This window comes from Ensifer aridi, from assembly GCF_002078505.1.
In the GTDB taxonomy this organism is placed as follows: domain Bacteria; phylum Pseudomonadota; class Alphaproteobacteria; order Rhizobiales; family Rhizobiaceae; genus Sinorhizobium; species Sinorhizobium aridi.
Window position 1 is genome coordinate 19,430 of sequence record NZ_LUAV01000032.1, and the last position, 25,758, is coordinate 45,187.

A 25,758-nucleotide genomic window follows, 5' to 3' on the forward strand; every position below is an offset into this window, starting at 1 on the left:
GCCGACCAGACAAAGGAGATTTCCCATGTCCCGCATCTTCATTTCCGGATCGTCCACCGGGCTCGGCCTCATGGCGGCTGAACTTTTGACGGAGCAAGGCCACCAGATCGTGCTTCATGCCCGAAACGCCGCTCGCGCCAGAGATGCCCACCGCGCTCTGCCGAAGGCCGAGGCCGTCGTAATCGGCGACCTCGAAACTATCGCTGGCGCTACGGACGTTGCCGCCGAGGTCAACAAACTCGGGAGGTTCGACGCGGTGATCCACAATGCCGCCGTCGGATACCACGAAGCCCATCGCCTCACCTCTGATGGCCTGCCGCATGTCTTTGCCATCAACACCCTGTCTGCCTACATCCTGACCGCCCTGATCGACCGTCCCAAACGGCTCGTCTATCTGTCTTCCGGCATGCATCACGATGCCGACGCCAATCTCGACGATATGCTCTGGAAGAAGCGCCGGTGGAATGGATCGGAGGCCTATGCGGAGAGCAAGCTGCATGATGCCATGCTCGCCTTCGCCATCGCGCGCCGCTGGCCGGACGTATTCTCGAATTCGCTGGAGCCGGGCTGGGTGCCGACCAAGATGGGCGGTCCGGGCGCACCCGACGACATGGCGCAGGCGCATCTGACACAAGCCTGGCTTGCGGCCGGCGACGATCCGAAAGCCAATGTCACGGGGGAATATTTCTATCACATGAAGCACAGGGCAGCGAACCCGCAGGCTCGCGATCCGGACCTTCAGAATCGGTTGCTTGCCATCTGCGCGGAGATTTCCGGTGTGGCTCTCCCGGCGTGAGCAATATAGCGAGGCAACGCATCGGCCGAGCGGCCTCTGATCCTTCCGGGCCGCCTGGTTCCCGATGAAAGATGCTGGATGCGGCGCTCAAGGGCGCAGGGCTTGCCTATCCTTCACAGCAGGCCGTGGCCCTTTATCTTGGTAACCGCGAACTTATCCAGGTTCGGATGCCTGAGACCCCGCCCCATTAGGACCTGTGCCTATACTATTCCGGCCGCCGCCACGTGCCGGCCAAGCTGCGGGAGTTCACGATGTTTGCTTGCTGCAGCGGCATAATGATCGTGTGAGGGGCCGCCGCGGCGTGCACGCGGATGCCCTCGCCTTGTTCGGACCGGCGCCAGGCGGCCATGGCGGTTACGACGCGATCCGCAACGAATTTAGGCGCCATCCACGAGACCTGTGTTAAGCTGCCGAACTGTTTGACAAATCGGGGCACTAATGGAAGCTTGGAGGCATGAGCGCTTTGACTGATTGGCTATCAGATACAAGTCCGATCAGTCGGAAAAACGCGGCGGAAGTGATCTTCGACGACATCCGCTCGGCCATCACGTCGGGGCGACTGACCGTCGGCACCCGATTGCCCTCGGAAGCCCAGCTGGCCGGCAGATATGGGGTAAGCCGACCCATTGTCCGCGAAGCGCTGCGATCGCTCCAGACACTTGGCCTCACCCAGACGCGCACCGGCAGCGGCACCTATGTCCTGACCGCCTCGCCAAACCCCGACCTCAGCTACGGCGGCTATTCCGCCCGCGATCTCATAGAGGCACGCCCCTTCATCGAGGGGCCGGCCGCCGGATGGGCCGCCTTGCGACGCAGCGAGCAACAGTTGGCGGCTCTGCTCGCCCTCTGTGACGAGATGGACAGGCAGACGGACCCTCACGAATGGGTGCTTTTAGACTCCGGGTTTCATAGTGCAATCGCCGAAGCTTCGGGAAATGCCGTGTTCGCGAAAATCGTCGCTGATGCGCGGGACGCGCTGATGCAGCAGTCCGAGCTGGTCAACCTCATGGCAGGGCGGCGCGTGGCGTCCAACATGGAGCATCGCCAGATCGTCGACGCGATCCGGGAGGGCTCGGAAGAGAAGGCGCGCAAGGCCATGGAAGCTCATCTGGGCGAGGTTAAGCAGGTCGTCACCACGATTATTGGAAGCGATCAGGCGTAACCGCGGTGATAGAGCGGCCCATGAAGGCCGCCCCATCTACCTGTCTTCTAAGCGGCGCTCTCGCACTATGCCTCAGCGGCCAGACTTTCAGGCGGCAGGTTTGCCAAGTGCTCGGGCTTGAGCGCCTGCTCCAGCTGCACCGCCGTCAGGTGGCCCTGTTCGAGCACTACTTGCGGGACCGTGCGGCCGGTTGCGAGCGCGTCCTGCGCCACCCTGGTGGCCGCATAATAACCGATGAGCGGATTGAGCGCGGTGGCGAGGCCAATGGATTCTTCAACGCGGCGCGCCATGATCTCCGGGTTTGCACTGATGCCGTCGACGCAGCGCTCGGCCAGTATGCGGCAAGCGGCGTTCAGATGGCTGATGCTCTCGGAGAGCGAACGAACAATGATCGGCTCAAAGGCATTGAGTTGCAGTTGACCCGCCTCGGCCGCCATGGTGATGGTCATGTCGTTGCCGATCACGGCGAAGGCGACCTGATTGACCATTTCCGGTATGACCGGATTGACCTTGCCGGGCATGATGCTCGAGCCGGCCTGCACGGCGGGCAAATTGATCTCTCCGATCCCCGCCCTTGGGCCGGAGGAAAGCAGGCGCAGGTCGTTGCACATCTTCGACAGCTTGACGGCGACGCGCTTCAGCACGCCGGAGAGGTGGACGAACGCGCCGGGATCCTGCGTCGCCTCGATCAGGTCGCTCGCCGTGACTAGGGGACGCCCCGTCAAGCGCGAGAGATACGCGCAGGCGCGGGCGGCGTATCCGGCGGGCGCGTTCAGGCCGGTGCCGATGGCGGTCGCTCCAAGATTGATCTCGTGCAGGAGCTTGGTGGACTCCAGAAGACGCGCCTTGTCCTCGCCGAGCATAACGGCAAAGGTGCGGAATTCCTGGCCGAGCGTCATCGGTACAGCGTCCTGAAGCTGCGTGCGCCCCACCTTAAGCATGCCGTTGAACTCGCGCGCCTTCCGCTCGAATGAGGCCTGCAGGACTTCCATCGAGGCGGAAAGGCCGTCGATCGCCTCGATCACCGCGACATTGACGGCCGTCGGATAGGCATCATTGGTCGATTGGCTCAGATTCACGTGATCGTTGGGGTGCAGGCGAGCGTAGTCGCCCTTGCGATGGCCGAGCAGTTCCAGCGCACGATTGGCGATCACCTCGTTCGCGTTCATGTTGGTCGAGGTGCCCGCCCCGCCCTGAATGACGTCAACGACGAACTGGTCGTGAAAAGCGCCGCTGCGGATTTCGCGGCAGGCCCGGACGATGGCTTCGAGGCGCGTGTCATCTAGAAAACCAAGCTCATGATTGGCAAGCGCCGCCGCCTCCTTCACGAAAGCAAGACCGCGGACGAGGTGCGAAAAGCGCCCGATCGGCGTGCCGGTGACTGGAAAATTTTCGACCGCCCGCGCGGTGTGAACACCCCAATAAACCTCCGCCGGTACTTCCTTGGCTCCCAGCAGATCATATTCGACGCGCATCTCGACCACATTTTCCTCCTGGACTGATTGCGGCTTAATCTGTAAAGCTGTTTGACAGGTTTTCGCAAATGTCGCAAGAAGGAGCGCGGAGGATCGCTGACCAGCCGATGCACAATATGCGGCAAGACTGAAAACATGAATCTGTTAAACAGCTTTACAGAATGATCCCTTTTGCCGCTGCAGTCGGGATCGCAAATGAAAGCGCGCTCACAGGGAGGAGCCATGTCAACGGAAGCCATCAAAGCCACCGCGGACCGCGAGGTGTTCATCGAAGAGGATAGCGGATACCACAAGGCGCTGAAGCCGCGGCAGATCCAGATGATCGCCATCGGAGGGGCGATCGGAACGGGTCTTTTCCTCGGAGCAGGCGGACGTCTCGCCCACGCCGGTCCTGCGCTCATCCTGGTCTATGCCCTTTGCGGCTTCTTTGCGTTCCTGGTCCTGCGCGCGCTCGGCGAACTCATCATGCACCGACCGAGCTCGGGCTCCTTCGTCTCCTATGCCCGCGAGTTCTATGGGGAGAAGATGGCCTTCGTCACCGGCTGGATGTACTGGCTGAACTGGGCGATGACCTCCGTGGCGGACGTGACGGCCGTCGCCCTCTACATGAATTTCTTTAAGCACTATGTGCCGTGGCTCGCCGGCATCGATCAGTGGATGTTCGCCCTCGTCGCGCTGCTGATCGTGCTGGCGATGAACCTCTTGTCGGTCAAGGTCTTTGGTGAACTGGAATTCTGGTTCAGCCTGATCAAGGTGTTGGCTCTCGCGACCTTCCTGGTGGTGGGCATCTATTTCGTCGTCTCGGGCACGCCGATTGACGGTCATTCCGCCGGCTTCAGCATCATCACCGACAATGGAGGGCTTTTCCCCAACGGGATATTGCCAGCCTTCGTGATCATCCAAGGCGTCGTTTTCGCCTATGCCTCGATCGAGCTGATCGGCACGACCGCCGGCGAGACCGAAGACCCGCGCAAGGTCATGCCCGCTGCGATCCGCGCGGTCGTTTTCCGCTTGATCGTCTTCTATGTCGGCTCGGTCCTGCTGCTTTCCATGCTTTTGCCCTATACGGCCTACAAAGCTGGCGAGAGCCCCTTCGTTACCTTCTTCGGAACGATCGGCGTCGAAGGTGCCGACGTCATCATGAACCTGGTGGTGCTGACGGCCGTGCTTTCCTCGCTCAATGCGGGTCTCTATTCCACCGGTCGCATCCTGCACTCGATGGCCGTTTCCGGCTCGGCGCCTGCCGCGCTGGCGAAGATGAACAAGGCGGGCGTCCCCTATGGCGGCATCGCGGTAACCGCCGTCGTGACGGTGATCGGCGTGGCATTGAACGCAATTGTCCCAGCCGCTGCCTTCGAGATCGCGCTTAACCTTTCGGCGCTCGGCATCATCTGCGCCTGGGGCGTCATCGTGCTTTGCCAGCTTAAGCTCTGGCACCTCTCGCGCCGGGGCGAGCTTGCCCGTCCGGATTTCCGAATGTTCGGCGCGCCCTATACCGGGTTCCTGACACTCCTCTTCCTCTTCGGCGTGCTGGTGCTGATGGCTTTCGATTATCCCGTCGGGACCTGGACGATTGCGTCGCTCGCGCTCATCGCGCCGGCGCTTGCCATCGGCTGGTATCTCCTGCGCCATCGCATCAATCATCTCGCTGCTGAACGCACCCTTGCGACCGGCATTTCGGGTGAGTGAACCGGTGAACAAGGGCCAGACGAAGCCGTTGGTGGCGGTCATCGCCACCGGCGGCACCATTGCAAGCAAGCGCAGCGCGAACGGCGCAAGCGTCCCCACGCTTACCGGTGAGGATCTCCTGGAGCTCCTCCCGCAGGCCGATGCGCATCTGCGCCCGGTCGAGCTGATGTCGAAGGACTCAGCCAGCCTGACATTGTCGGACATGCAGCGCATCAGCGATGCCGTAAAGGCGGAACTCGACGATGCCGATGTCCGAGGCATCGTGGTCCTGCATGGCACGGACGCGATGGAAGAGACCGCTCTGCTCGTCCAACTGCAGCACGCGACGCTAAAACCGGTAATATTCACCGGCGCGCAATTCACAGCGGATCATCCCGATGCGGACGGCCCCGCAAACCTCGCCGCCGCCGTCCGGCTCGCCGCAGACCCCGCCAATGCGGAACGCGGCGTGCTCATAGCCTTCGGCGGCCGGGCCCTGCCCGCGTGGGGGCTCTACAAGCAGAGCAGCGACGAGGCAGACGCTTTCCGCTCGGCCCGCTCGTTGCCGCGTGTCGAAAGTCCGCGCCTGCAGGCACCGGTCGACAGTATTCGCGTTGATATCGTCGCAATCTATCCCGGCTGCGATGCCACGCACATCAAGGCGAGTGTCGATGCGGGCGCCCATGGGATCGTGCTCGCGGCGCTCGGCTCCGGCAACGCCAATCCCGGCATCGTCGACGCCGTCAGGCACTGCACGAAGCGTGGTGTTTCCGTCGTCGTCTCCAGCCGCGTTCCGATGGGGCTCCTGACACCTGGCTATGGCGGCGGAGGCGGCGGGCACGACCTAGCCGAGGCCGGGGCGGTTCATTCCCATGCGCTTCGCCCCGCCCAGGCGCGGATTCTTTTGTCCAGCCTGATCGCAAGCCAAAGCTCAATCGAAACGATGGTGCGCGCCTTCAGCGACCCAAACCACCGCGGGTGAGTTTCCAATATCGGTGGCGGTCGATGCTTGATACCACCGGCATGTCTCACTGCCGTGGTGGTTCGCGAGACACTTGAGCGCGGGACTCGCACATCCAGGTACCGTGCAAGTTTCGTAGCTGCAGGCTTGATTTCAAGAATTCCGCCCCCATGTTGCAGTTATTATGAATATTCTGGTGCCAAAGCGAGAGCCGAAACGCCTCAAAGCAGGCCTCTAGCCCGGACGCGATACTGGGTTCGCGTCCGGGTCAGCCAGTTTTTCACTCAATGCGAGACCACTGCAGACGGAGTGCCTAACGCACTTCGCTCGCACTCGCGCGTATTCGGCTAAGAGGCGACCATGATGATCTTCAGAAACCTGTCGCAGGAAGATATTACACTTGACCTTGCGACCAAGGGAAAGCACTCGGCGCTGTCCAAGATCGCTGTAAAAATTGCGCGGAGAACCGGGCTTGATGATCGGGAGGTTCTTCGCGGCATTTGGCGGCGCGAGAGACTCGGCTCGACCGCCATTGGTCGTGGCATCGCCGTCCCGCACGCGTTGCTACGCTCGATCTCGTCGCCCGTGGCGTCGTTTACGCGACTAGCTCCTCCGATAGATTTCAAAAGCACCGACCTCGATCCCGTCGATCTCGTCTTTACCCTGCTTTGGCCGCGCTCCGAGGCTCGCACCTCCCTGCCCGCGCTTTCGCAACTGTTTCGGCTCGTGCGGGCGCCGCTGATCCGGGAGGGTCTCCGGCTGGCCCAGTCACCCGAGGAGGTGATGGCGATCCTCGAAAGCGAGGCCGGTCGATCGACGCGATCCCAACGCGGACCAACGGCGCTCGAAGGGTGGCGGTAAGGTGAACCAGAGGAGGACGCAAAGAATGAAGAAGCACACCCAGACACCACGAAAGCCGTCGATCGTGATTGGCGAGACGGATCACCAGCGATTGAACAAGCTTGCGCTCGCCGCGGCTGATCGCCTTCCCGAGATTTCCGATGGTCTCTTGCTTGAGCTCGAACGCGCACGCGTGGTTTCCGACGCTGCCGTGCCTGGGAATGTCGTCCGAATGGGATCGACGGTGGAGTATGAAACCGACACCGGAGATCGGCGAACTGTGACGCTTGTGTTCCCGAAAGACGCCGATATCTCCGAAGGAAAGATATCCATCCTGACCCCCATCGGAACTGCCCTTCTCGGCTTGTCCGCCGGTCAGACGATGGGCTGGACCGCACGGGACGACGCGCAGCACAAGCTGACGGTGTTGGCAGTTACCGTACATCGAGCGGAAGCGAACGTTTCCGCTCCTCCGAGTCGCCAAGGCTTCTTGCATAAAGCGGAGAACGATCTTCGCTGACGATCGGACCCTTTCCACGAGCGGCCGGCGCTCTACAACCGTTGCCCCGGTCGCCGGCGTGACCGGCAAATAGGGCGGTCCTGTTTGCAGACGACTGGACCCGCCCCATGAGCGCCTGCGCCTCTACTACAGCGGCCGCCGCGTGCCGGCAGAGCTGCGAGCCTTCATCGATCTGGCGAAACGCTTCGCTCGCGAATGCTTGAGCTCGCGGGCAGCTTGGATACCCCCCGCGAGCCATGAACCGATCACGCCTTCCTTGCCGGCTTGAGGAGATCGCCGAGACCGACACGGTGTAACATCTCGGCACGCAAGCGATCGAGAACGCTGAAGCCGATATTCGCGCCGTCTTCCGTCGGGTCGTAATGGATGCGGAACGGGCGTTCGCCAAAGGGCGCATTGACCACATCGACGATCATGTCGGCGACCGGAGCGGGATCAGCATCATCGGGGACGATGGCTGCAAAGGCATTCCGAACCGTTTCGCCGAAGCCTACATAGGGCCCGTCGGCTTCATATTCGGCGAGCCGGGCCTGATCGGCCGGGCTGCCCGAATGGGCGAAGTGGTTGGTGCCCTTGGTGAAGGCGCCGGGAACGACGATCGTCGTCTCTATGCCCCAGCGGGCAAGTTCGCGGGCATATTGTACGGCCAGCGAATCCATTGCCGCCTTGGCAGCGAAGTAGGGCGAGAGATATGGCGGCGTGCCGCCGGCCGAACTCGAACTCGACACCCAGACCAGCAGTCCCTCGTAACGCCTGCGCATATGCGGCAGGACGGCGCGGTTCACCCGCTGCGTGCCGAGCACGTTGACGTCGTACTGCTGGGCGAACTGATCGGGCGTGAAGGCTTCCGCCGGTCCGAACATCATGTGGCCCGCATTATGGACGACGACGTCGATCCGCCCGGCCTCGGCAATGATCTTTTCGACAGCCGAATTGACGGAGGGTTCCGACTGGACGTCCAGCTCAATCGGGCGGAGGTCGATGTCTTCCTGGCCAGACAATTCAGCCATCTCGGCGGCGTTTTTGGCATTGCGGCCTGCGACATCGCGCATCGAGGCGTAGACGACATGGCCGGCGCGGGCGAGCGCTTCGGAGATCAGCCGGCCGAAGCCGCTGGACGAGCCGGTGACGAGGGCGATTTTCTTGCTCATGAGACGCATCCTTTCATTGCGTTTTTCAGGTTGCGGTTGTCGTGGTCTGTGGAGTGGAAGGAGGGATCAGATGATCCCGCCATTGGCGCGCAGCACCTGACCGTTGATCCAGGCGCCGTCCGGTCCGGCAAGGAAGGCCACCGTGTTGGCGATGTCTTCGGGCTGGCCGAGGCGCTCCAGCGGAGCCAGCTTGCTGAGGTTGTCGATGACAGCCTGGGGCTTGCCGTCGAGGAAGAGGGCTGTCGCGGTGGGGCCCGGCGCCACGGCGTTGACCGTTATGTTGCGGCCGCGCAGTTCCCTGGAAAGCACATGCGTCATCGCCTCGATACCAGCCTTGGTGGCCGCGTAGACGCCATAGGTCGGCTGATAGAGACCGACGACGCTGGAGGAGAGATTGATGATGCGACCGCCGGCGCGCAGCCGCTTGGCGGCCTCGCGCATCGTGTTGATGCTGCCCTTGAGGTTGATGGCGATCTGGTTGTCGACGAAGGCTTCGTCGCCATCGGCGATCGTTGCGACCTTCATGATGCCGGCATTGTTGACCAGTACATCGACCCCGCCGAGCGCAGCTTCCGTCCTATCGAACATGCGGGCGACGGCGGCTGCGTCGCTGACATCGGCCTGGGCTGCGAGCGCCCGGCCGCCGGCATGCTCGATGCTGTCGACCAATTCTTCCGCAGCCTTGGCGCTGCCGGCATAGTTGACGACGACAGTGAAGCCGTCTCCCGCAAGGCGACCGGCGATCGCCGCGCCGATGCCGCGCGAGCCGCCGGTGACGATTGCGACCTTGTTTTCGTCATTTGCCATTTTCGTTCTCCTTCAGATGATGCGCCGCAGCGCGTTTCGATGCGAACAAGATGGACCTTTGCATCCCCCAGATAATCATTCATTGTCCGCCATCATCATCCGGAGATCGCGAACAATGGATCGGTTCGATGCCATGCGCATCTTCACTCGCGTAGCCGAGAGGCGCAGCTTCTCGCTGGCAGCGGAAGACTTGGGCGTGCCGCGCTCCACAGTGACGGATGCGGTTAAGCTCCTGGAACGGCGGCTTGGCGTGCGGCTACTGGAGCGCACGACGCGCGTGGTGCGTCCGACGCTGGACGGCGAGGCCTATTACCAGCACTGCGTTCGCCTGATCGGCGATCTCGAGGACGCCGAAGCGGGCTTCAGCGGGGCAAAACCCTCGGGGTTGCTGCGCGTCGATCTGCATGGCACCCAGGCGCGCTATTTCCTGCTGCCCGGCCTCGCGGATTTTCTGGAGCAATTTCCCGACATCCGGCTCCACATCAGCGAGACGCATCAGCCGATGGACATTGTGCGCGAGGGTTACGACTGCATCGTGCGGGTGGGAGCGCTATCGGATTCAAGCCTGATCCAGCGCAAACTTGCGGAACTCGAGCGCGGGACGTTCGCGAGCCCAAGCTACTTGGCGATATTCGGAACGCCGGAAACGCCGGAGGATCTGGAGAACGGCCACCGGATGGTCGGCCTGCTCGCGCCGGATATGCCCTCTGTCGCTCCCTTGGCATTCCTGATCGATGGCCGTGTCCGCGAGATGCTCCTGCCGACCGTCATCACCGTTACCGGCGCCGAGACCAACGTAGCCTCGGCCTGCGCCGGTCTCGGCATCATCCAAGTGCCGCGCTACCGGATTGCATCTGAAGTCGCAAACGGCTCATTGGTCGAGGTACTCGCCGATGCTCCGCCACCGAAGATCCCCGTCCATGTTCTCTATTCACACACGCGCCAGCTCTCGCCGCGGCTGCGTGTGTTTCTCGACTGGTTGACGCTGCAATACAGACAGACTCGGGGCTGACCAGGTGATCGTCACGAACCTCCCAGAACAGCGTGACGGTACTTTTTCGGAGATGACGCGAGGATGCTGACTATCTCTGGAAGCAACGCGGTAAGAAAGGGGCGTTCACCTCCATCATAGCAGCGCCGGGCGATTGAGAACGATAGGGCACGGTACCGGAAGACCTCTCGCAACGTCGTGCAGCAATTCGGGCTATAGCGCGCACATCGGCGGGTCCACGTTAGGCTAGGCGAGCATGGCGGTTCGCTTCAACCTGCTCATTGGGTTCCCTGGATTTCGACCGCATTCGAAGGGCATCTCGTTTTGGCGGTTCCTGGAACAGGCGGCGGTATTCGCGGGTAAATTGGGAGACACTTTCATACCCGACGTCAAACGCGGAGCTGCTCGCAGAGTAGCCTTCTTCCAGCATCAGCCGCCGCGCCTCAATGAGGCGAAGGCGCTTTTGGTACTGTCCGGGCGTCACCGAGGTCATATGCTTAAAGTGTCGATGAAAGGCGGTCAGGCTCATCCCTGCTGCCGCGGCAAGGCGCTCAACCGGTATGCGCGATCGGTACTCGGCTCTAAGAATTGCGAGTGCCGCACCGAGACGGCTCGCGTAGCTGGTCGGATCTGCAATCGACTGCAAGGCGGCACCATGCTGCCCCGACAGCAGCCAGTAATGCAGTTCCTGAACAATCCCCGGCCGGAGGAGCGGTATGGCTTCGGGTCTGTCGATCAGCCGCGTCAGCCGCGATGCGCAGTCGAGGGCCGCGACCTCTGAATCCTCGGTAAATAGCGTACGCGCCCGAGGCTGAGCCTGAGGGCGCTCGTGGCTCAACTGAGCCGCAAGCTGGCGCAAGATCGACATTTCCAGCTCGATAGCGATCGCGAGGTAAGGTTCGCGCGAATTCGCTCGAAGAACGCACGACACCGTCGGCAGGTCTGCGCCCAAGATGAGCGATTGGCCGGCGGAGAAGACCTGCTCCTCCCTGCCGACAAGCATTCGCTTCGCGCCCTGCAGGACAAGACAAATCATCGGACGAGAGACTGCATGCAGATTTCGGCCGGGTGACGTGACGCACTTCATCATGAGACCGGGAACTGGCGTCATAGCCACACCATCGCAATTGGCATTGCGGCTGGCGTAAGCCTGAACGGCTTGTTTCAACGGGTCCAACACGCTGCCTCCCGATCTAATGCAGATAAGACGAATATCCCCTACGCGGCAGGATAAGGCAAGTTTCGGGCAGTCCATAGCAAGCTCGTGCTCGGGCGATCCGGTATAACGGTGCTCATTGAAAGGACGCTTGCAGCCCGCATCTGAGCATCGCGTCGGTGTCGTCGGCAATGCCGACACATCGCGGCGCTTTGCGGCACGGGCACGCCGGGATCAGCATGCCGCTGACGAAAGCAGCTCGCGTCGCCTGGCTTCAGCATCTCAACTGGTGGAGAGGAGAGTGCCCATGACCGGGAGAGACATCTCAGTAGAAAACGAGGCGGACGGCAGCACGAGCCAGCGCCCGCCGTTTGTCATTTCCCGTCGTGACACGCTGAAGGGTGGAGCTGTCATGGTTGCGACGTCGATGTCGCCTGGCGCCTCGACGGCCGCTGACGCGGCGGCCGTACAGCCGACGCTCTTACCGGTTGCGCCCTCTCACGCGGTCTCGGTTCGGACAACGATTAATGGGCAGCCCGTGGAACTCGAGATCGATGCCCGGACCTCGCTTCTCGACCTGCTCCGCGAGCGCCTTGCGCTGACAGGAGCGAAGAAGGGTTGCGACCATGGGCAGTGCGGCGCGTGCACGGTGCATGTCGATGGACGCCGCATTGCCTCCTGCCTGACGCTGGCCGCCAAAGTGGAAGGCCGCGAAGTGCTCACGATCGAGGGCCTCTCCGACGGCGATACGCTGCACCCGATGCAGCAGGCGTTTATCGATCATGATGCGCTCCAATGCGGCTACTGCACTCCCGGGCAGATCATGGCGGCGGTTGCGTGCGTGGGCGAGGGCAATGCCACCTCGAAGGAGCGCATTCGCGAATATATGAGCGGCAACATCTGCCGCTGCGGCGCCTATGTCGGCATCGTCGCCGCGATCGAGGATGCCGCTGCCAAGATGCGGAGGGGATGAGATGCAGCCTTTCAGCTACATTCGTCCGGCAACGCCTCAGGAGGCAGTCGGCGCATTCGCTCAAGCCGGTGAAGGCGCGCGCTTTATTGCCGGCGGAACGACGCTCTACGACCTGATGAAGCTCAACATCGAACGACCACGCCATCTGATCGATGTGTCCGCGATCGAAGGCTTCAACCGGATCGAGACGGATGGCGACAGGCTGCGCTTCGAGGCGAACGCGGCGATGAGCGCGGTCGCGACCGATCCCGTTGTTGCGCGCGACTATCCGGTGTTGGCGGAATCCCTATGGAAAGCGGCCTCGCAACAGCTGCGCAACATGGCCACGGTCGGCGGCAATCTCCTCCAACGTACGCGCTGCATGTACTTTCGCAACGGTGCAGGTGGCATCTACCCCTGCAATAAGCGCGAACCGGGCAGCGGCTGCGCCGCAATCGGCGGCCTCGACCGTGGCCAGGCCGTGCTCGGAACCAGCGACACCTGCACAGCCGTCTCGCCCGGCGACTGGCCGGTCGCACTGGTCGCGATGGATGCCTCCATCGAGGTGCTCGGACCGAACGGAACGCGTTCGATGCCGGTCGCGGATCTCTACCGTCTTCCGGATACGACGCCGCACGTTGAGTTCACCCTCGATCCTGGCGAGATGATCACCGCGATCGTCGTGCCGAAGACCCTGGCCGGCCGCCGCTCGACCTATCACAAGATCCGGGACCGCGAATCCTATGCCTTCGCGCTTACCTCGGCTGCGGTGGCGCTGGAAATGAACGATGATCGCGTGGAGCGGGCCCGGATCGCGTTAGGCGGCGTGGCAACGCGCCCCTGGCGGGCGCCCGAGGCCGAAGAGGTGCTGGCAGGCCAGCGGCTGACCCCGGAACTCGCGCTCGCCGCTGGCCGGGCGGCCTTCCGCGATGCGCGGCCGGGACGGCATAACGGCTTCAAGGTCGAGCTCGGCGCTCGCACCATCGCCGATGCGCTTCGCATTGCCGCCGACAGGAGCCGCACATGAGCGTCGGCCCGTTTTCCGATCGCGCTCGCGTCGATGCTCTCGCCAAGGTGCGGGGAGAGGCCCGCTCTGCCGCCGACCTGACTCTTCCCCGATTGCTCTATGCGATGACGGTGCCATCCGCAATCGCCAAAGGCACGATGACAGCGCTTCCCGTCGAAGCGGCGCTGCGCGTACCGGGCGTCGTACGAGTGCTTACACCCGACGATTTTCCTGCACCGCCACCGTTCACCGAAGATGGTCCGCCGCCTCCGCCCCCTACGCTGGAAACGACGATCGCTTACCGCGGTCAGCCACTCGCCCTGGTCATCGCTGAAACCCTGGAAGCTGCTATCGAAGGGGCCGAGACGATCCGTCCCACCTTCGCGTCTGAGCCGTTCGCATGCGTGATGGAGAGCGCCGGCGCACAGCGCCAACCGGCGGAAGACGTCGCGTTCGGCGACGTTCCGACGGCGCTCTCATTCGCCGCCTCCACGGTCGAGGCGATCTACGACTCCCCCACGCAGCATCACAACCCTCTCGAATTGATCGCCACTGTTGCGGTTTGGGAGGACGGCCAGCTGTTGATCCATGAATCCACCCAGGCCAGCTCTCTCGTCAAAGGCGCGGTGGCAGGCGCGCTGCGGATCGATCCCGCCCGGGTGCACGTGAGAGGCGCGACCATCGGCGGCAGCTTCGGGCAGAAGGCCGTGCAACGTCAGACGGCGCTCGTCGCGCGTGCCGCGATCTTGAGCGGACGGCCGGTGAAGCTGGTACAGCCACGCGGTCAGATCTTCCATACCGCTACCTATAGGACTCGTACGCGGCACCGTATCCAGATCGGCGCGGACGCGGCCGGCAAGATCGTGGCCGTGCAGCATCATGTCGAGCAGGAGCAATCGCCCGGCGGTTATTTCGCCGTATCTGAATACCACCGGGACGTGATCCGGATGTACGGCGTTCAGAACTATCTCGGGACCGGTGCCGATATCCGGCTTGATCGCCAAGACCCTGGCTACATGCGCGGGACGCATCCCCAGCCTGCCTGCTTCGCCTTCGAGAGCGCCCTTGACGAGCTCGCCTACAAATCGGGCCGCGATCCGGTCGAGCTCCGCCTGGCGAACGATACGCGCGTCGATCCGCAGAATGGCCAGCCCCTATCCTCACGATTCCTGAACGAATGCCTGAGGGAAGGAGCGCGGCGCTTCGGGTGGTCGCGCCGTTCGCCCGAGCCCGGCTCTATTACGGCGCCCGATGGGAGTCAGATCGGATGGGGCATGGCGTGCGGCATCTACCAGTCGGCGACGACACCGGCCATTGCGACGTTGCGGATCGACGCGCGGGGCCGCACGCGCTTCGCCATCTCCGGTCACGAAATGGGTCAGGGCATGCACACCGCCATCGCCGCCGTGCTGCTCGAAGGTCTCGATATCGATCCAGACGGGTTGGAGGTCGCGATCGGCGACACCCGGGTTGCACCGCAGCACATGACCGCCGGCTCCTGGGGCACCAACAGCGTGGTCCCGGCGGCAATGCAGGCGGCCGAGCGCATGCGATCCGCGTTCGCGGAACTGCTGGGAGGCCGCCAGGTTTCCGGCAACCTCCACCGAAAGCTCGCCGCGATCCGCCGCCCGTTTCTGCAGATCGAGGTGTCCACGCTCGGGCCGGGGCAGGATCAGTCCGCACTCGAGGCCTTGCGCCAAGGCGGCTTCGCCGTCGCGGAATCCGTCTATCCAGGCTTCTCGACCTTCAGCTATAGCGCGCACTTCGTGGAGGTGCGTATCGAGCCGGGCACCAGGCGGATCCGCGTCCCGCGCGTGGTGAGCATTGCCGATTGCGGGCGCGTCGTGAGCCCGCGCACCGCCGAGAGCCAGGTGTATGGCGGCGTGATCTGGGGCCTGAGCCACGCTTTACGCGAAGCGACCGAGATCGACCCGCGCTACGGCGGATATCTCAACGTAGACCTGGCAGATTACGTCGTGCCCGTGAACGCCGACATCGGCGAGATCGAGATCGGCCTGGTCGACCAGCCCGATCCCCTGGCGAACGCGGTCGGCGTCAAAGGGCTCGGTCAGGTTTCGATGGTCGGCATTTCGGCTGCCGTCGCCAATGCCGTCTTTCATGCAACTGGGAAGCGGGTACGCGAGCTGCCGATCCGCGTCGAGCATCTGCTTTAGGGAGGAACTCATGAGCGCCACGCCGTTCGCGGACAGGGCGAGGATCGACGCCTTCGACAAGGTCAGGGGCGCGACGGCCTATGCCGCCGACGTTCCGCTGCCGGGAATGCTGCATGCAATACTGGTCCCATCCCGTGTGGCGAAGGGACACCTCGCCACGCTTCCGGTCGAGGACGCTATGCGTGTGCCGGGCGTGGTTCGCGTGCTCACGCCCGACGACTTCCCGCCGCCGCCCGAGCCAGTCCGCTTCCCCAACGCCGACGCACCGCCCACTCTTCATAGAGAGATCGCCTTCCGCGGCCAGCCGGTCGCGCTTGTCGTTGCCGAAACGCTGGAAGCCGCGATGGAGGGAGCTGAGCACGTGGTCCCGACTTACGAAGAGCAGACCTTTGCGGCGACAAAGCGCAGCGCCCTCGCGGTTCGGGAGGAGGCGAGGCCAACGGTCTTTGGCGATGCTGAGGCCGCACTGGCGCGGGCTAATGCGACCGTCGACGTCGAATATGAATCGCCAACCCAGCATCACAATCCGATCGAGCTGATCTCGACGACCGCTGTATGGGCCGAAGGCCGATTGACCATCTACGAAGGGACCCAGTTCGCCAGTGGGCTCAAGGAGGTCGTCGCGCGGATCCTGCGGATCGATCCTGGCATCGTGGACGTGAAGAGCCCCACCGTAGGCGGAGCATTCGGACAGAAGGGATGGGTCCAGCAGCAGACCGCGATCGTCGCACGTGCAGCGATGCTGACAGGGCGACCGGTCAAGCTGGTTACTCCGCGTGGACAGATCTTCCACCTCGCCAAGTTTCGTCCGAACAGCACCCACCGCATCCGGCTTGGGGCCGACGCCGACGGGCGAATGATCGCCGCGCACTATGTCTCGGATCAGCAGCAGTCGCGCGGTGGGACCTTTCCGTCCAACTACCATGCCGGACCGAGCCGATTGTACGGTATTCAGAATTACTATGGTGGCGCTGTGGATTATAGGATCGACACGCAGCCGCCAGGACATATGCGCGCGCCGCACGAACATCCGGCATGCTTCGCCTTTGAATGCGCGGTGGACGAATTGGCCTACCGCATCGGTGCAGACCCGGTCGAGTTCCGCATCGCCAACGATACGCGCGTCGACCCTCAGAACGGCCGAGCACTATCGTCCCGTTACCTGAATGAATGCCTGAGCCGGGGCGCCCAACGCTTTGGCTGGGAGCGACGGACACCTGAGCCGGGATCGATGCGAGCGTCCGACGGTTCGCTGGTCGGATGGGGTGTGGCGAGCGGCACCTACCCAGCCTTGGTTACGGCGACCGTCGCGAGCCTTCGGATCAGCGCTGATGGAACGACCCGCTTCGTTACCACGCACCATGAATTCGGACAGGGCATCAAGACCGCGATTGCGGCGGTGCTACTGGACGGACTGGAGATCGATCCGACCAGGCTCGACATCGTCCTCGGCGACACGACTGCCGCACCCCAGCAGATCACCGCCGGCTCCTGGGGAACCTTCAGCGTGGTGCCGACCGCGGCACTCGCCGTCGAGCGGATGCGTGCGGCGCTGTCTGAACTGCTCGGCGGCAGACAGGTGTCCGGCAACATCCATCAGCAGCTCGCCGCAATCCGCCGCCCTTATCTGACCGTGGACGTTTCGCAGCTCGGACCGGGTCAGGAGGCCGCAGCACTCGAACGGTTGCGCAGAGGACAATATGCGATCGCCGGCCCGACCTTCCCTGAATTTACCTCGATGAGCTATATCGCCCATTTTATCGAGGTCCGGGTCGAGCCGACCACCCGCCGCATTCGAATGCCGCGCGTGGTGAGCGTCGCCGATTGCGGGCGCGTGGTCAGCCCGCGCACCGCCGCGAGCCAGGTTCGGGGCGGCGTCATCTGGGCATTCGGCGCCTCGCTGCGCGAGGCGACTGAAGTCGACCCGCGCTACGGCGGCTTCCTCAACAATGACCTCGCCGACTATGTGGTGCCGGTAAACGCCGACATCGGTGAGATTGAAGTCGACTTCATTAATGAGCCCGATCTGCTGGCGAACAGCGTCGGGGTGAAGGGGCTTGGAGAAGTGGCGATGGTGGGCGCGTCGGCGGCAATCGCCAATGCGATCTTTCACGCAACAGGCAAACGGCTGCGAGAGCTGCCGATCCGCATCGAGCACTTGCTCTGAACACATGTCTTCGATTCCGATGGCTGCATGTCCGAATGCGCTTTGACTGTCCGCCCATCTCATCCTGGCTGCTCGACCACTGCGCCATGGCGCTCTCCGAGGGCGAGGCAGAATCCGAGTTTTCCGGCGCGGTCGCCGATTCCGGAGTGGGACGCTGGGCAGTGATGGCGGCAATAGAGAAAGCTGTCCCCCGGCCGAGATGCTGTCGGCCGCCCCTCTACGCGCGGTTCCGCTCACGCGAGGAGCACACTTTCGCGGAGCGCCTGCTTACGTCGGTGCGCTTCAAATTGGGCGGCCATGTCGAGGTCCTTTTGGAGGTCGACCATGAAGTCCCCTGCCCCACTCCCTATATCACTGGCGACGGCTGAACGGTTCCAGGACATCGCCGAGATGGAGGCGGAGACTGCCGCGAGGCCCGCGTTGAACCCCTGAGGGCCAGGATGCTGGCAGTCCATGTCCTCGATCCCCACACAAAAGAGGAAGACCCGATCTCTGCTGACCGCGACATTAATCGAACCATCGAAGCTTGAGGCATGCATGAGGAAACACGACCGAGATCGCGGTCTTTTACCGTGCGAACAGGAGATATCTTCTGGCTCCCTGAGTGCCGTGATTGTTCAAAACATCACGATATATTCATAAACATTGCCGCCGTAAGCGAGGTGCAACTGAAATACCGCTGAGCGGCGCCCAAAAACGCAGTATCTTTTCATTATATTCCGGACATCCTCGATGAAGGCGGCGAAAATTTGACGAACGAAAGTCGTAGAAACTTTAATTATTATTAACGTGACTGGAAGCGTTGCTGGAGATATGCCTTTGGTGAGGCTGAATACTGCCGGCGATCGAAGAGATCGCGACGCGACAATATGAGACAGCCCCGACTGGAAGATCAATGCTTCCCAAGTTTAGGAGACGCAAAGATGCTCTCGCTCATCAAGACATCCGCAATCGCGGCCCTCACCCTGTCGTTGGCCGCAGGCAGCGCTTTTGCCGCCGAACACCATGGACACGAGGATCGTGGCATGTCCTCATCCGGCGGCAACGGCGCCTACTATCCGGGAATATCCAACGAGGACGACTCTATGCCCCTCGCGGCACCGGTAGACCAAACCACAGCTTCCATCGCGGTGCGCACACCACGGCTCAGCAACATTCTCGGTGAGCTTCGCGCCGCCAATCACCGCATGGACGTCAAGCGTTCGGAGGGCGAACTCAATGCGGTGGCCTTCAACAGGATGCGGCGCGAGGAAGCGGACATTCGCGCCCGGGCGGTCCGGGTGGCGGACCTGCACGGTGGCATGATACCGAATCGATCCTATGCGCAACTGCAAAAGGATGTTCGTCGGCTAGACTGGAATATCGCCCGGTCTACCTGAAGACTAGACGCGAGGCGGTCACCCTCCCCGCCAAGCCAGGCTGTTCGACGTAACGGTCCAGCGCCTCAGAACGCCGCCGCAGCTCAACTGCGGCGGATTTGCTGAACCTCAGTGCCCCCCCGTTCCCTAATGAGCAGCTAATGCTGTGCCTGTTCGTCTATTTTGCCATGTGCGCAGCTCCGGCCTTGTCCGTCGATGTCTCGGAGTTCTTCACAGAGCCACCTCAAAAGGCCGAGCCGCCCGAGCCTGCAAAAGCAGCCCGATAGCCCGACGTGCGGCAGCACATGGCTGTCCTCTCCATAGCGTTGCAATTGATACGTTATGCGATCTTTTTAGACCAGAACAAGCAGTGCGCGGGCTCGTGAAGAACGGCTCCCTTCGACCCCTTAGGAGACCATCCCGCGACAATCTCGAAAGTCCGTTCTGCGCAAGAAAATCGGCTGTACGCGGAGGTGGTCGCTTGTTAATTCGCGAGTGAAAAGTGTTCAACACCATGTTGACTCGCACACTCGTGTTGGCACACCGAGCCGGGTCAGGATCGCCTGACCCCAATTCGGCCGGAACAACATCGGCCCTTAGAGTTGAATCCAAGCGGTCTTCAAGTCGACACATTTATCGAGCGCGTGAAGCGACTTGTCGTGGCCGTTTCCGGACTGCTTCACACCACCGAGGGGTACAGTGTTGTCTGATCCACCATAGGAATTGACGTGAACAACGCCGGCGCGGATGCCCTTGACCATGCGATGCGCGCGAGAAAGGTTCGACGTCCAGACCGCAGAGGCGAGGCCGTAGTTGGTCGCGTTGGCAATCTGCAGCGCCGACGCTTCGGTCTCGAAGGGAATGATAGACAGGATGGGTCCAAAGACCTCTTCCTTCGCGAGGGTCATGTCCGGGCTGACGTCGAACACGGTCGGCTGCATGTAATAGCCGCCGGTCTCCTCGAGAATCCGCTTGCCGCCCGTGCGCAGCGAAGCGCCCTCGGCGACCGCCTGCTCGACGAAGGCCAGATCCTTTTTGAGCTGGACTTCGCTTGCGATCGCGCCGGCTTCAGTTGAGAGCTCGAGTGGATCACCGACTTTGATGTTGGCGGCGATCCTCGCTACCGTTTCGGAGAACTCTCCGTAAATCGCTTTTTCCACGAGCAGCCGCGAGCCGGCGATGCAGACCTGGCCGGAATTGCGGAAGATGCCATAGGCGGAAACCTTGGCGGCTTGGTCGATATCGGGCGCATCGGCGAAGACGATATTGGGCGACTTACCGCCGAGTTCGAGATAAATGCGCTTGAGGTTCGAGCGAGCCGAGTATTCCAGTAGGCGACGCCCGACGCCGCCGGAGCCGGTGAAAGCCAGCACGTCTATGTCCATGTGCAAGCCAATTGCTTCTCCGGTCGTCGCTCCCCTGCCCGTTACGACGTTGAGCACCCCCTCCGGCAGCCCCGCCTCGGCGCAAAGAGCTGCCAGCCGCAACAGCGACAGCGATGCACCTTCCGCCGGCTTAAGCACGACGGAGTTGCCCGCCGCAAGTGCCGGCGCGATCTTCCAGGCACCGATCATCATCGGGAAGTTCCAGGGCACGATCGCCGCGACGACGCCGACCGGCTCGCGATGCACGAGGCCGAGCACGTTCTCTGCGGTCGGCGCAACCTCGCCATAGACCTTGTCGATCGCCTCGGCATAGTAGCGGAAAGTGGCTGCGGCGCTTCCCGGCTCGGCCTTCAGCGCCATGGAGATCTCGGTGCCATTGTCGCGGACGCCGAGGACTGCGATTTCCAAAGCGTTCTTCTCGATAAGTTCGGCAATCCTAAGGAGTACCTTCTTGCGCTCCGCGGGTGCTGCCTTCGACCAGGTACCCTTTTCGAAGGCGGCGCGCGCCACTTGAACGGCGAGGTCCACATCCTCGGCGCCGGCATCGGCGATGGTCGTGAGCCGGCTGCCGTCGATCGGAGAGATGACGTCAATGACAGCGCCGCCGATCGGTTCTCGCCATGCGCCGCCGATGAAAAGTGATTGGGGCGCGACAGGCAATGTTCGGAGTTGGTCGATCTTGTCCTGCATGGTCCGGCGTCTCTTGAGAAAGTATGGCGGGCGAGATGCCCGCCATCATGATCCGATTACTGTCAGGCTTCCTGCCCGGCACCCAGCCGTGCAAAGCCCACCACATCGGCAGACTTCAAGCGCGCCGCAGCGACGAAGCCGATGAGTGCAGCAACCAGCACGAGGCCCGGCAGCAGCACGGCGAGAAAACCATTGGCGCCGGCGATCGCACCGAAGTTCACGGCGATATAGTAAACCAGCCCCAGGAGGATCACGCCGGTCGCGACGGGAAGGATCTTGGTCACCAGGATATTGCTTTCGAGGCCCGGGTTGCGGCCGAAGAAGGCGACGATGGCGAAGGCGGTGAACGCCATGAGCAGGATGATTGCCAACGTGCCGACATTGGTAAGCCAGGAAAAGAGCGCCAGGACCGGGTCTTGCCCGGTGAAGGCAAAGATCGCCACGACGAGTACGGCGATGACCGTCTGGATCACCGAGCCGACATGCGGGCTCTGGAATTCCTGATGCGTGACGCCCACGGATTTCGGCAGCAGGCCTTCGCGGCCGGCCACATAGATGTAGCGCGCGACGCCATTGTGAAAGGCAAGCACACCGGCGAACAGGCTGGTGATGAAGAGGATGCTCATCACGACGGTGATCCAGTGGCCGACATAGCGCTCGGCGAGGCCGAAGAGGAAGGTCGTCGGATCGGCAAGGCCTTGCAGTTCCGGGACGAGCTTGTCGACGCCGGCGCCATTCACCATCAGCCAGGAGGTCAGCATGTAGAAAAGACCGATAGTGAGCACCGAGATATAGGTGGCACGCGGAACCGTCTTCTGCGGTTCGCGGGCCTCCTCACTGTAGATGGTCGTTGCCTCGAAGCCGATGAAGGCAGCAAAGCAGAAGAGGATGCCGATCGCCGGCGTGCCGCCCCAGAAGGCGGTCGGCGTGAACGGGGCGGCGGAAAGGCCGCTGTCGCCGCCGGTGAAGAGGATCGCCGCATCGATGACCAGGACGACCAAATATTCAAGGACCACCAGCACGGTCAGCACCTTGGCCGAGAGGTCGACGCGGCGATAACCGAACACGGCGACAGCGGCAATACCGATATAGGTCCAGACCCACCAGGGAAGAACGAGACCGACTTGTTCTGCGAAGAAGCCAGATGTCGCTGCGCCGAACAGGCCGAAAACCCCAATCTGCATCGCATTGTAGGCGAGGATTGCTACGAGTGCTGCCGCCCCTCCCATGAGGCCGCCGAGGCCTTGTGCGGTATAGGCGTAGAATGCGCCTGCGTTGCGGATGTGGCGGGCCATGGCGACGTAGCCGACCGAAAAGAGCAGTAGCAGCGCCGTAACCAGCAGAAAGGTCAGCGGAATGCCTGCACCATTGCCGAGCAGCATGGAAAGCGGTACGCCGCCCGCCACTGCCGTCAGCGGCGCGGCCGCGGAGACCACAAGGAATGTCACGGCGCCGACGCCGAGACTGTTCTTGCGCAGCTGGTTCTGACCTGCGCCGGGTGAGTTGTGAGTATCCATAAGCGTTCGTTCCCCTTGTTGAACGTATCCGACCATCGCTGCGGAACGCCCGCATGCGACCTCCACCTATTCGGACTGAAGCGGCGCTTCTTGCTTGTTATTGATCGCGCACCCTTCAGCGCATATGGTTCAATATTTGAACCCATGCTTCAAATATAGACTTGCAAACAAACCCCGCGTCTGTCAACTTAATTCTCATGTTAAGTATCTTGGCGCCGCTGGGAAACGATGCGAAGCGGGCGCAAGCCCGACGTAGCAGCGAAGAAAGGGGCTCAAGAGGAGGAACGATGAGCACGATAGGCAAAGCGCTGTCATTGCTGGACACGGTATCTCGACTCGACAAGGAAGCCGGACTGACCGACATCGCCCGTCTGTGCGGACTCGACAAAGCGACGGCACGCCGCTTTCTGGTAGAGCTGGAGAAGCACGGCTTCGTCGAGCAGGATCCGGAAACCCGCAGATACCGCATTGGATCGGCGCCTGTCCGGCTGGCGCGGATCCGCGAGGCGCGGTACCCGTTCCTGCGCGTCGCCGTTCCATTCATCAAGGCGCTCGCGGAAGCGTCGACGGAAACGGTGCATCTTTCTGAGTTTTCCGGCAGCCGTCTGTCCACAATCCATGTCGAGGATTCCCCGCGCGCGCACCGCGTCAACGTAGAGGTCGGCACACTGCTGCCCTTTCATGCAACCGCCTCAGGTCTCGCCTATCTTGCCTTTTGCCCTCCAGACGAAATCGACGCCGCCCTCTCGAAGCCGCTCGAAAGGGTCACCGAATACACGATCGTCGATCCCGCAGTGCTGCGCGGCCTTCTTGATGAAACGGTGGCGCGCGGCTTTTCCATAAACCACCAGGGCATCGAGGCCGGCGTCGTGAGCACGGCTGCGCCGATCCGCGCACCTGGCGGCCATCCGATCGGCTGCGTCGCGATCGCAGCGCCGATGGTCAGGGCCGACCAGGCGGGACTCATGGAATTCGGTGCGCAAGTAGTCGCCGCGGCCAACGCAATTTCAGAAAAATACTACGGGTCAGAAAGGCCCGCGGGAACCACTGCGCAAATCAGGAGGACAGGCTGATGAGCCCTTCGGCGCCTTTGCCAAGGATAGTCGTCATCGGGACCGGTGACACCAAAAGCGACGAACTGCAGTTCATGGCATCGGTCATCGATGAAGCGGGCGGCCTGCCGGTGATGATCGACGTCAGCATTCTGGACGATCCGCCCTATGCACCCGACTACTCTAAATATGACATCGCCAAAGCGGCCGGCACTTCGATCGAGGCGATCATCGCCAGTGGAGACGAGAACAGCGCCATGGCCTTGATGGCCAAGGGCGCAGCCACCCTCACCCGCGACCTCTACGATACGGGCCAGATAGACGGCGTCATTATGCTGGGTGGCACCATGGGAACGGATCTGGCCCTCGACGTTGCCGCGGCCTTGCCACTCGGCGTACCGAAATTCGTCGTCTCGACGATCGCCTACTCCCACCTCATTCCGCCGGAGCGCATCGCACCCGACCTGATGATGATCCTGTGGGCGGGCGGCCTTTTTGGTCTGAACGGCATCTGCCGGTCCGTCCTGTCGCAGGCCTGCGGCGCGGTGGTCGGGGCTGCCAAGCATTGTACCAAGCCGAAGAGCGGGCGGCCGCTGATTGGCATGACGTCCCTCGGCTCCTCCTGCCTCAAATACATGAAGTATGTCAAACCGGAGCTCGAGAAGCGCGGCTATGACGTCGCCGTCTTTCACTCGACAGGCATGGGCGGGCGCGCATTCGAAGCGATCGCCGGGCAGGACGGCTTTGCCGCAGTTTTCGACCTCTGCATGCAGGAAGTCAGCAATCACCATTACGGTACCGTCGTGACCTCCGGGGCGGACCGGTTAGAGAACGCCGGACGCGCCGGCATTCCGCAGATCGTCGCCCCCGGTGCCGTCGACATGGTCGACTTCCAGGCTTGGCAGGACCTGCCGGCGATCTTCGCGGACCGCCCCTACCACGCCCATAACCGCCTGCTCGGATCAGTCACCAGTTCGCCGGAGGGGCGACGCGAAATTGCCCGGCTTATCGGGCGGAAGCTCGCGACCACCGAGGCGAAGATCGCCTTCCTGTTGCCGCTCGGCGGCCTGCAGGAATGGGACAAGCCCGACGAGCCGCTCCACGACCCCGCGGGGCTCGATGCCTTCCTGGACGAAATTCGTAGGGCGTTGCCATCGACCGTCACCCTGCAAGAGGTCGATGCGCACATCAACTCCCTGGCTTTCTCGGAGAAAGCCCTCGAAATTTTCGACAATTGGGTGGCCGAAGGCGTCGTCCCGGAAGGAAGGCCATGACAGGCGAACGCGCGCTTATTCTCGACTTCGGTGGTGTTGTGACCCGCACCCTCTTCGAGACCCACGACATCTCCGAGCGTGCATTGGGGCTCCCCCCCGGTTCACTCACATGGCGCGGTCCCTTCGACCCCGCAACCGACCCGCTCTGGGTGGCGATGCAGAATCGCGAGATCACTGAGCGCGACTATTGGCTCGCCCGCACACGCGAGGTTGGCCGGATGCTCGGCGAGGAATGGACCGAGATGCAGACCTTCGTGCGCCGCGCCCGCGGCGCCGAACCGGAGCTGGCGCTCCGTCCGGAAGCCCGCGACGCGATCGTGAAAGTGAAGGCCGCCGGATCGAAGCTTGCCATCCTGTCGAACGAACTCGACCTCTTCTACGGCGTCGAATTCCGCAAGCGCTTTCCGTTGATCGAGCTCTTCGACGTCATCGTCGACGCCACCTATACGAAAATACTGAAGCCCGATCCGCGCGCCTACGAGCTCGTTCTTTCCGAGCTCGGCCTCCCTCGCGAAGCCTGCGTCTTCGTCGAAGACCAGAAGAAGAACATCGAAGGCGCCGATGCCGTGCGCCTGCCTTACGTGCATTTCGACGTTACTCGCCCCGCCGAGGGTTATGCCCGCGCGCTTGGCATGCTTGGGCTCTGAACAAGAGGA

General features: G+C 62.5%; 22 protein-coding genes. 16 read left to right on the forward strand and 6 right to left on the reverse strand.

Features of this window, described 5'->3' with window-relative positions; translation table 11 throughout:
* Positions 1-25: 25 nt before the first annotated feature.
* Positions 26-796 (forward strand): SDR family NAD(P)-dependent oxidoreductase, encoded by a 771-nt coding sequence (locus tag AYK65_RS22550; protein ID WP_081160946.1) that lies wholly within the window; start codon positions 26-28, stop codon positions 794-796.
* A 454-nt stretch (positions 797-1,250) separates the two neighbouring features.
* Positions 1,251-1,958 (forward strand): FadR/GntR family transcriptional regulator, encoded by a 708-nt coding sequence (locus tag AYK65_RS22560; RefSeq protein WP_081160952.1) that lies wholly within the window; start codon positions 1,251-1,253, stop codon positions 1,956-1,958.
* Positions 1,959-2,023: 65 nt separating this feature from the next.
* Here AYK65_RS22560 and AYK65_RS22565 read toward each other — a convergent pair whose 3' ends face one another.
* Positions 2,024-3,433: an aspartate ammonia-lyase gene (locus AYK65_RS22565; RefSeq protein ID WP_034885096.1), complete on the reverse strand. Its 1,410-nt coding sequence runs from the start codon at positions 3,431-3,433 to the stop codon at positions 2,024-2,026.
* A gap of 222 nt (positions 3,434-3,655) precedes the next feature.
* Between AYK65_RS22565 and AYK65_RS22570 the strand changes: the two genes are divergently transcribed.
* From AYK65_RS22570 to rnk, 4 genes are all read left to right on the forward strand, one after another.
* The gene (locus tag AYK65_RS22570) at positions 3,656-5,122 is read left to right on the forward strand and encodes an amino acid permease (RefSeq protein ID WP_026614093.1); all 1,467 of its coding nucleotides are present in this window, start codon (positions 3,656-3,658) and stop codon (positions 5,120-5,122) included.
* Between the two features lie 4 nt (positions 5,123-5,126).
* Positions 5,127-6,083, forward strand: a complete 957-nt coding sequence (locus AYK65_RS22575) for an asparaginase (protein ID WP_081160954.1) — start codon at positions 5,127-5,129, stop codon at positions 6,081-6,083.
* 339 nt (positions 6,084-6,422) lie between these two features.
* Positions 6,423-6,923 (forward strand): PTS sugar transporter subunit IIA, encoded by a 501-nt coding sequence (locus AYK65_RS22580; protein ID WP_139793319.1) that lies wholly within the window; start codon positions 6,423-6,425, stop codon positions 6,921-6,923.
* A gap of 25 nt (positions 6,924-6,948) precedes the next feature.
* Complete coding sequence (rnk, locus tag AYK65_RS22585) at positions 6,949-7,422, forward strand: nucleoside diphosphate kinase regulator (protein WP_081160957.1); 474 nt, start codon at positions 6,949-6,951, stop codon at positions 7,420-7,422.
* Between the two features lie 245 nt (positions 7,423-7,667).
* Here rnk and AYK65_RS22590 read toward each other — a convergent pair whose 3' ends face one another.
* Both AYK65_RS22590 and AYK65_RS22595 read right to left on the reverse strand, forming a co-directional pair.
* Positions 7,668-8,573 carry an SDR family oxidoreductase gene (locus AYK65_RS22590; protein WP_046117797.1) on the reverse strand — a complete coding sequence of 302 codons (906 nt, stop codon included), beginning with the start codon at positions 8,571-8,573 and terminating at the stop codon, positions 7,668-7,670.
* Between the two features lie 66 nt (positions 8,574-8,639).
* Positions 8,640-9,380, reverse strand: coding sequence for an SDR family oxidoreductase (locus AYK65_RS22595; protein ID WP_081160959.1), 741 nt, complete (start codon positions 9,378-9,380; stop codon positions 8,640-8,642).
* Positions 9,381-9,495: 115 nt separating this feature from the next.
* On the opposite strand from AYK65_RS22595, the gene AYK65_RS22600 reads away from it, so the two are divergent.
* A complete protein-coding gene (locus tag AYK65_RS22600) occupies positions 9,496-10,392 on the forward strand; it encodes a LysR family transcriptional regulator (RefSeq protein ID WP_026614088.1) in 897 nt (298 codons plus the stop codon).
* A gap of 220 nt (positions 10,393-10,612) precedes the next feature.
* Here the strand turns inward: AYK65_RS22600 and AYK65_RS22605 are convergent, their stop codons facing one another.
* The gene (locus tag AYK65_RS22605) at positions 10,613-11,548 is read right to left on the reverse strand and encodes an AraC family transcriptional regulator (RefSeq protein ID WP_051440440.1); all 936 of its coding nucleotides are present in this window, start codon (positions 11,546-11,548) and stop codon (positions 10,613-10,615) included.
* Between the two features lie 286 nt (positions 11,549-11,834).
* On the opposite strand from AYK65_RS22605, the gene AYK65_RS22610 reads away from it, so the two are divergent.
* The 6 genes from AYK65_RS22610 to AYK65_RS22635 all read left to right on the forward strand — a co-directional run bounded on the left by AYK65_RS22610 (position 11,835) and on the right by AYK65_RS22635 (position 19,205).
* Complete coding sequence (locus tag AYK65_RS22610; protein ID WP_026614087.1) at positions 11,835-12,500, forward strand: (2Fe-2S)-binding protein; 666 nt, start codon at positions 11,835-11,837, stop codon at positions 12,498-12,500.
* Between the two features lies 1 nt (position 12,501).
* Complete coding sequence (locus tag AYK65_RS22615) at positions 12,502-13,506, forward strand: FAD binding domain-containing protein (protein WP_026614086.1); 1,005 nt, start codon at positions 12,502-12,504, stop codon at positions 13,504-13,506.
* Positions 13,503-15,659 (forward strand): xanthine dehydrogenase family protein molybdopterin-binding subunit, encoded by a 2,157-nt coding sequence (locus AYK65_RS22620; protein WP_081160963.1) that lies wholly within the window; start codon positions 13,503-13,505, stop codon positions 15,657-15,659. Before AYK65_RS22615 ends, AYK65_RS22620 begins: the two co-directional genes overlap by 4 nt.
* Before the next feature lie 10 nt (positions 15,660-15,669).
* A complete protein-coding gene (locus tag AYK65_RS22625) occupies positions 15,670-17,826 on the forward strand; it encodes a xanthine dehydrogenase family protein molybdopterin-binding subunit (RefSeq protein ID WP_081160967.1) in 2,157 nt (718 codons plus the stop codon).
* Positions 17,827-17,861: 35 nt separating this feature from the next.
* A complete protein-coding gene (locus AYK65_RS32050; RefSeq protein WP_139793320.1) occupies positions 17,862-18,194 on the forward strand; it encodes a hypothetical protein in 333 nt (110 codons plus the stop codon).
* A gap of 555 nt (positions 18,195-18,749) precedes the next feature.
* Positions 18,750-19,205 (forward strand): hypothetical protein, encoded by a 456-nt coding sequence (locus AYK65_RS22635; protein ID WP_046117994.1) that lies wholly within the window; start codon positions 18,750-18,752, stop codon positions 19,203-19,205.
* 575 nt (positions 19,206-19,780) lie between these two features.
* Here the strand turns inward: AYK65_RS22635 and AYK65_RS22640 are convergent.
* Both AYK65_RS22640 and AYK65_RS22645 read right to left on the reverse strand, forming a co-directional pair.
* Positions 19,781-21,259, reverse strand: coding sequence for an aldehyde dehydrogenase (locus tag AYK65_RS22640; protein WP_081160970.1), 1,479 nt, complete (start codon positions 21,257-21,259; stop codon positions 19,781-19,783).
* 62 nt (positions 21,260-21,321) lie between these two features.
* A complete protein-coding gene (locus AYK65_RS22645; RefSeq protein ID WP_081160973.1) occupies positions 21,322-22,776 on the reverse strand; it encodes an APC family permease in 1,455 nt (484 codons plus the stop codon).
* 287 nt (positions 22,777-23,063) lie between these two features.
* Here AYK65_RS22645 and AYK65_RS22650 point away from each other — a divergent pair, with 287 nt between their 5' ends.
* The 3 genes from AYK65_RS22650 to AYK65_RS22660 are packed head-to-tail and all read left to right on the forward strand — an operon-like array spanning position 23,064 to position 25,749.
* Entirely contained in the window at positions 23,064-23,849 is a 786-nt protein-coding gene (locus AYK65_RS22650; protein ID WP_046117997.1) for an IclR family transcriptional regulator, read from the forward strand.
* A complete protein-coding gene (locus tag AYK65_RS22655) occupies positions 23,849-25,102 on the forward strand; it encodes a Tm-1-like ATP-binding domain-containing protein (RefSeq protein WP_081160977.1) in 1,254 nt (417 codons plus the stop codon). Before AYK65_RS22650 ends, AYK65_RS22655 begins: the two co-directional genes overlap by 1 nt.
* Positions 25,099-25,749: an HAD family hydrolase gene (locus AYK65_RS22660; protein ID WP_081160980.1), complete on the forward strand. Its 651-nt coding sequence runs from the start codon at positions 25,099-25,101 to the stop codon at positions 25,747-25,749. Before AYK65_RS22655 ends, AYK65_RS22660 begins: the two co-directional genes overlap by 4 nt.
* The last annotated feature ends 9 nt before the right edge of the window (positions 25,750-25,758 follow it).

Coding starts and splice junctions, on each gene's coding strand:
- AYK65_RS22635 (WP_046117994.1), top strand. CDS start 18,750: ATGCTCTCGCTCATCAAGACATCCGCAATCGCGGCCCTCACCCTGTCG.
- rnk (WP_081160957.1), top strand. CDS start 6,949: ATGAAGAAGCACACCCAGACACCACGAAAGCCGTCGATCGTGATTGGC.
- AYK65_RS22650 (WP_046117997.1), top strand. CDS start 23,064: ATGAGCACGATAGGCAAAGCGCTGTCATTGCTGGACACGGTATCTCGA.
- AYK65_RS22625 (WP_081160967.1), top strand. CDS start 15,670: ATGAGCGCCACGCCGTTCGCGGACAGGGCGAGGATCGACGCCTTCGAC.
- AYK65_RS22655 (WP_081160977.1), top strand. CDS start 23,849: ATGAGCCCTTCGGCGCCTTTGCCAAGGATAGTCGTCATCGGGACCGGT.
- AYK65_RS22620 (WP_081160963.1), top strand. CDS start 13,503: ATGAGCGTCGGCCCGTTTTCCGATCGCGCTCGCGTCGATGCTCTCGCC.
- AYK65_RS22610 (WP_026614087.1), top strand. CDS start 11,835: ATGACCGGGAGAGACATCTCAGTAGAAAACGAGGCGGACGGCAGCACG.
- AYK65_RS22640 (WP_081160970.1), bottom strand. CDS start 21,259: ATGCAGGACAAGATCGACCAACTCCGAACATTGCCTGTCGCGCCCCAA.
- AYK65_RS22645 (WP_081160973.1), bottom strand. CDS start 22,776: ATGGATACTCACAACTCACCCGGCGCAGGTCAGAACCAGCTGCGCAAG.
- AYK65_RS22550 (WP_081160946.1), top strand. CDS start 26: ATGTCCCGCATCTTCATTTCCGGATCGTCCACCGGGCTCGGCCTCATG.
- AYK65_RS22570 (WP_026614093.1), top strand. CDS start 3,656: ATGTCAACGGAAGCCATCAAAGCCACCGCGGACCGCGAGGTGTTCATC.
- AYK65_RS22600 (WP_026614088.1), top strand. CDS start 9,496: ATGGATCGGTTCGATGCCATGCGCATCTTCACTCGCGTAGCCGAGAGG.
- AYK65_RS22660 (WP_081160980.1), top strand. CDS start 25,099: ATGACAGGCGAACGCGCGCTTATTCTCGACTTCGGTGGTGTTGTGACC.
- AYK65_RS22565 (WP_034885096.1), bottom strand. CDS start 3,433: ATGCGCGTCGAATATGATCTGCTGGGAGCCAAGGAAGTACCGGCGGAG.
- AYK65_RS22560 (WP_081160952.1), top strand. CDS start 1,251: ATGAGCGCTTTGACTGATTGGCTATCAGATACAAGTCCGATCAGTCGG.
- AYK65_RS22580 (WP_139793319.1), top strand. CDS start 6,423: ATGATGATCTTCAGAAACCTGTCGCAGGAAGATATTACACTTGACCTT.
- AYK65_RS22595 (WP_081160959.1), bottom strand. CDS start 9,380: ATGGCAAATGACGAAAACAAGGTCGCAATCGTCACCGGCGGCTCGCGC.
- AYK65_RS32050 (WP_139793320.1), top strand. CDS start 17,862: ATGCGCTTTGACTGTCCGCCCATCTCATCCTGGCTGCTCGACCACTGC.
- AYK65_RS22615 (WP_026614086.1), top strand. CDS start 12,502: ATGCAGCCTTTCAGCTACATTCGTCCGGCAACGCCTCAGGAGGCAGTC.
- AYK65_RS22590 (WP_046117797.1), bottom strand. CDS start 8,573: ATGAGCAAGAAAATCGCCCTCGTCACCGGCTCGTCCAGCGGCTTCGGC.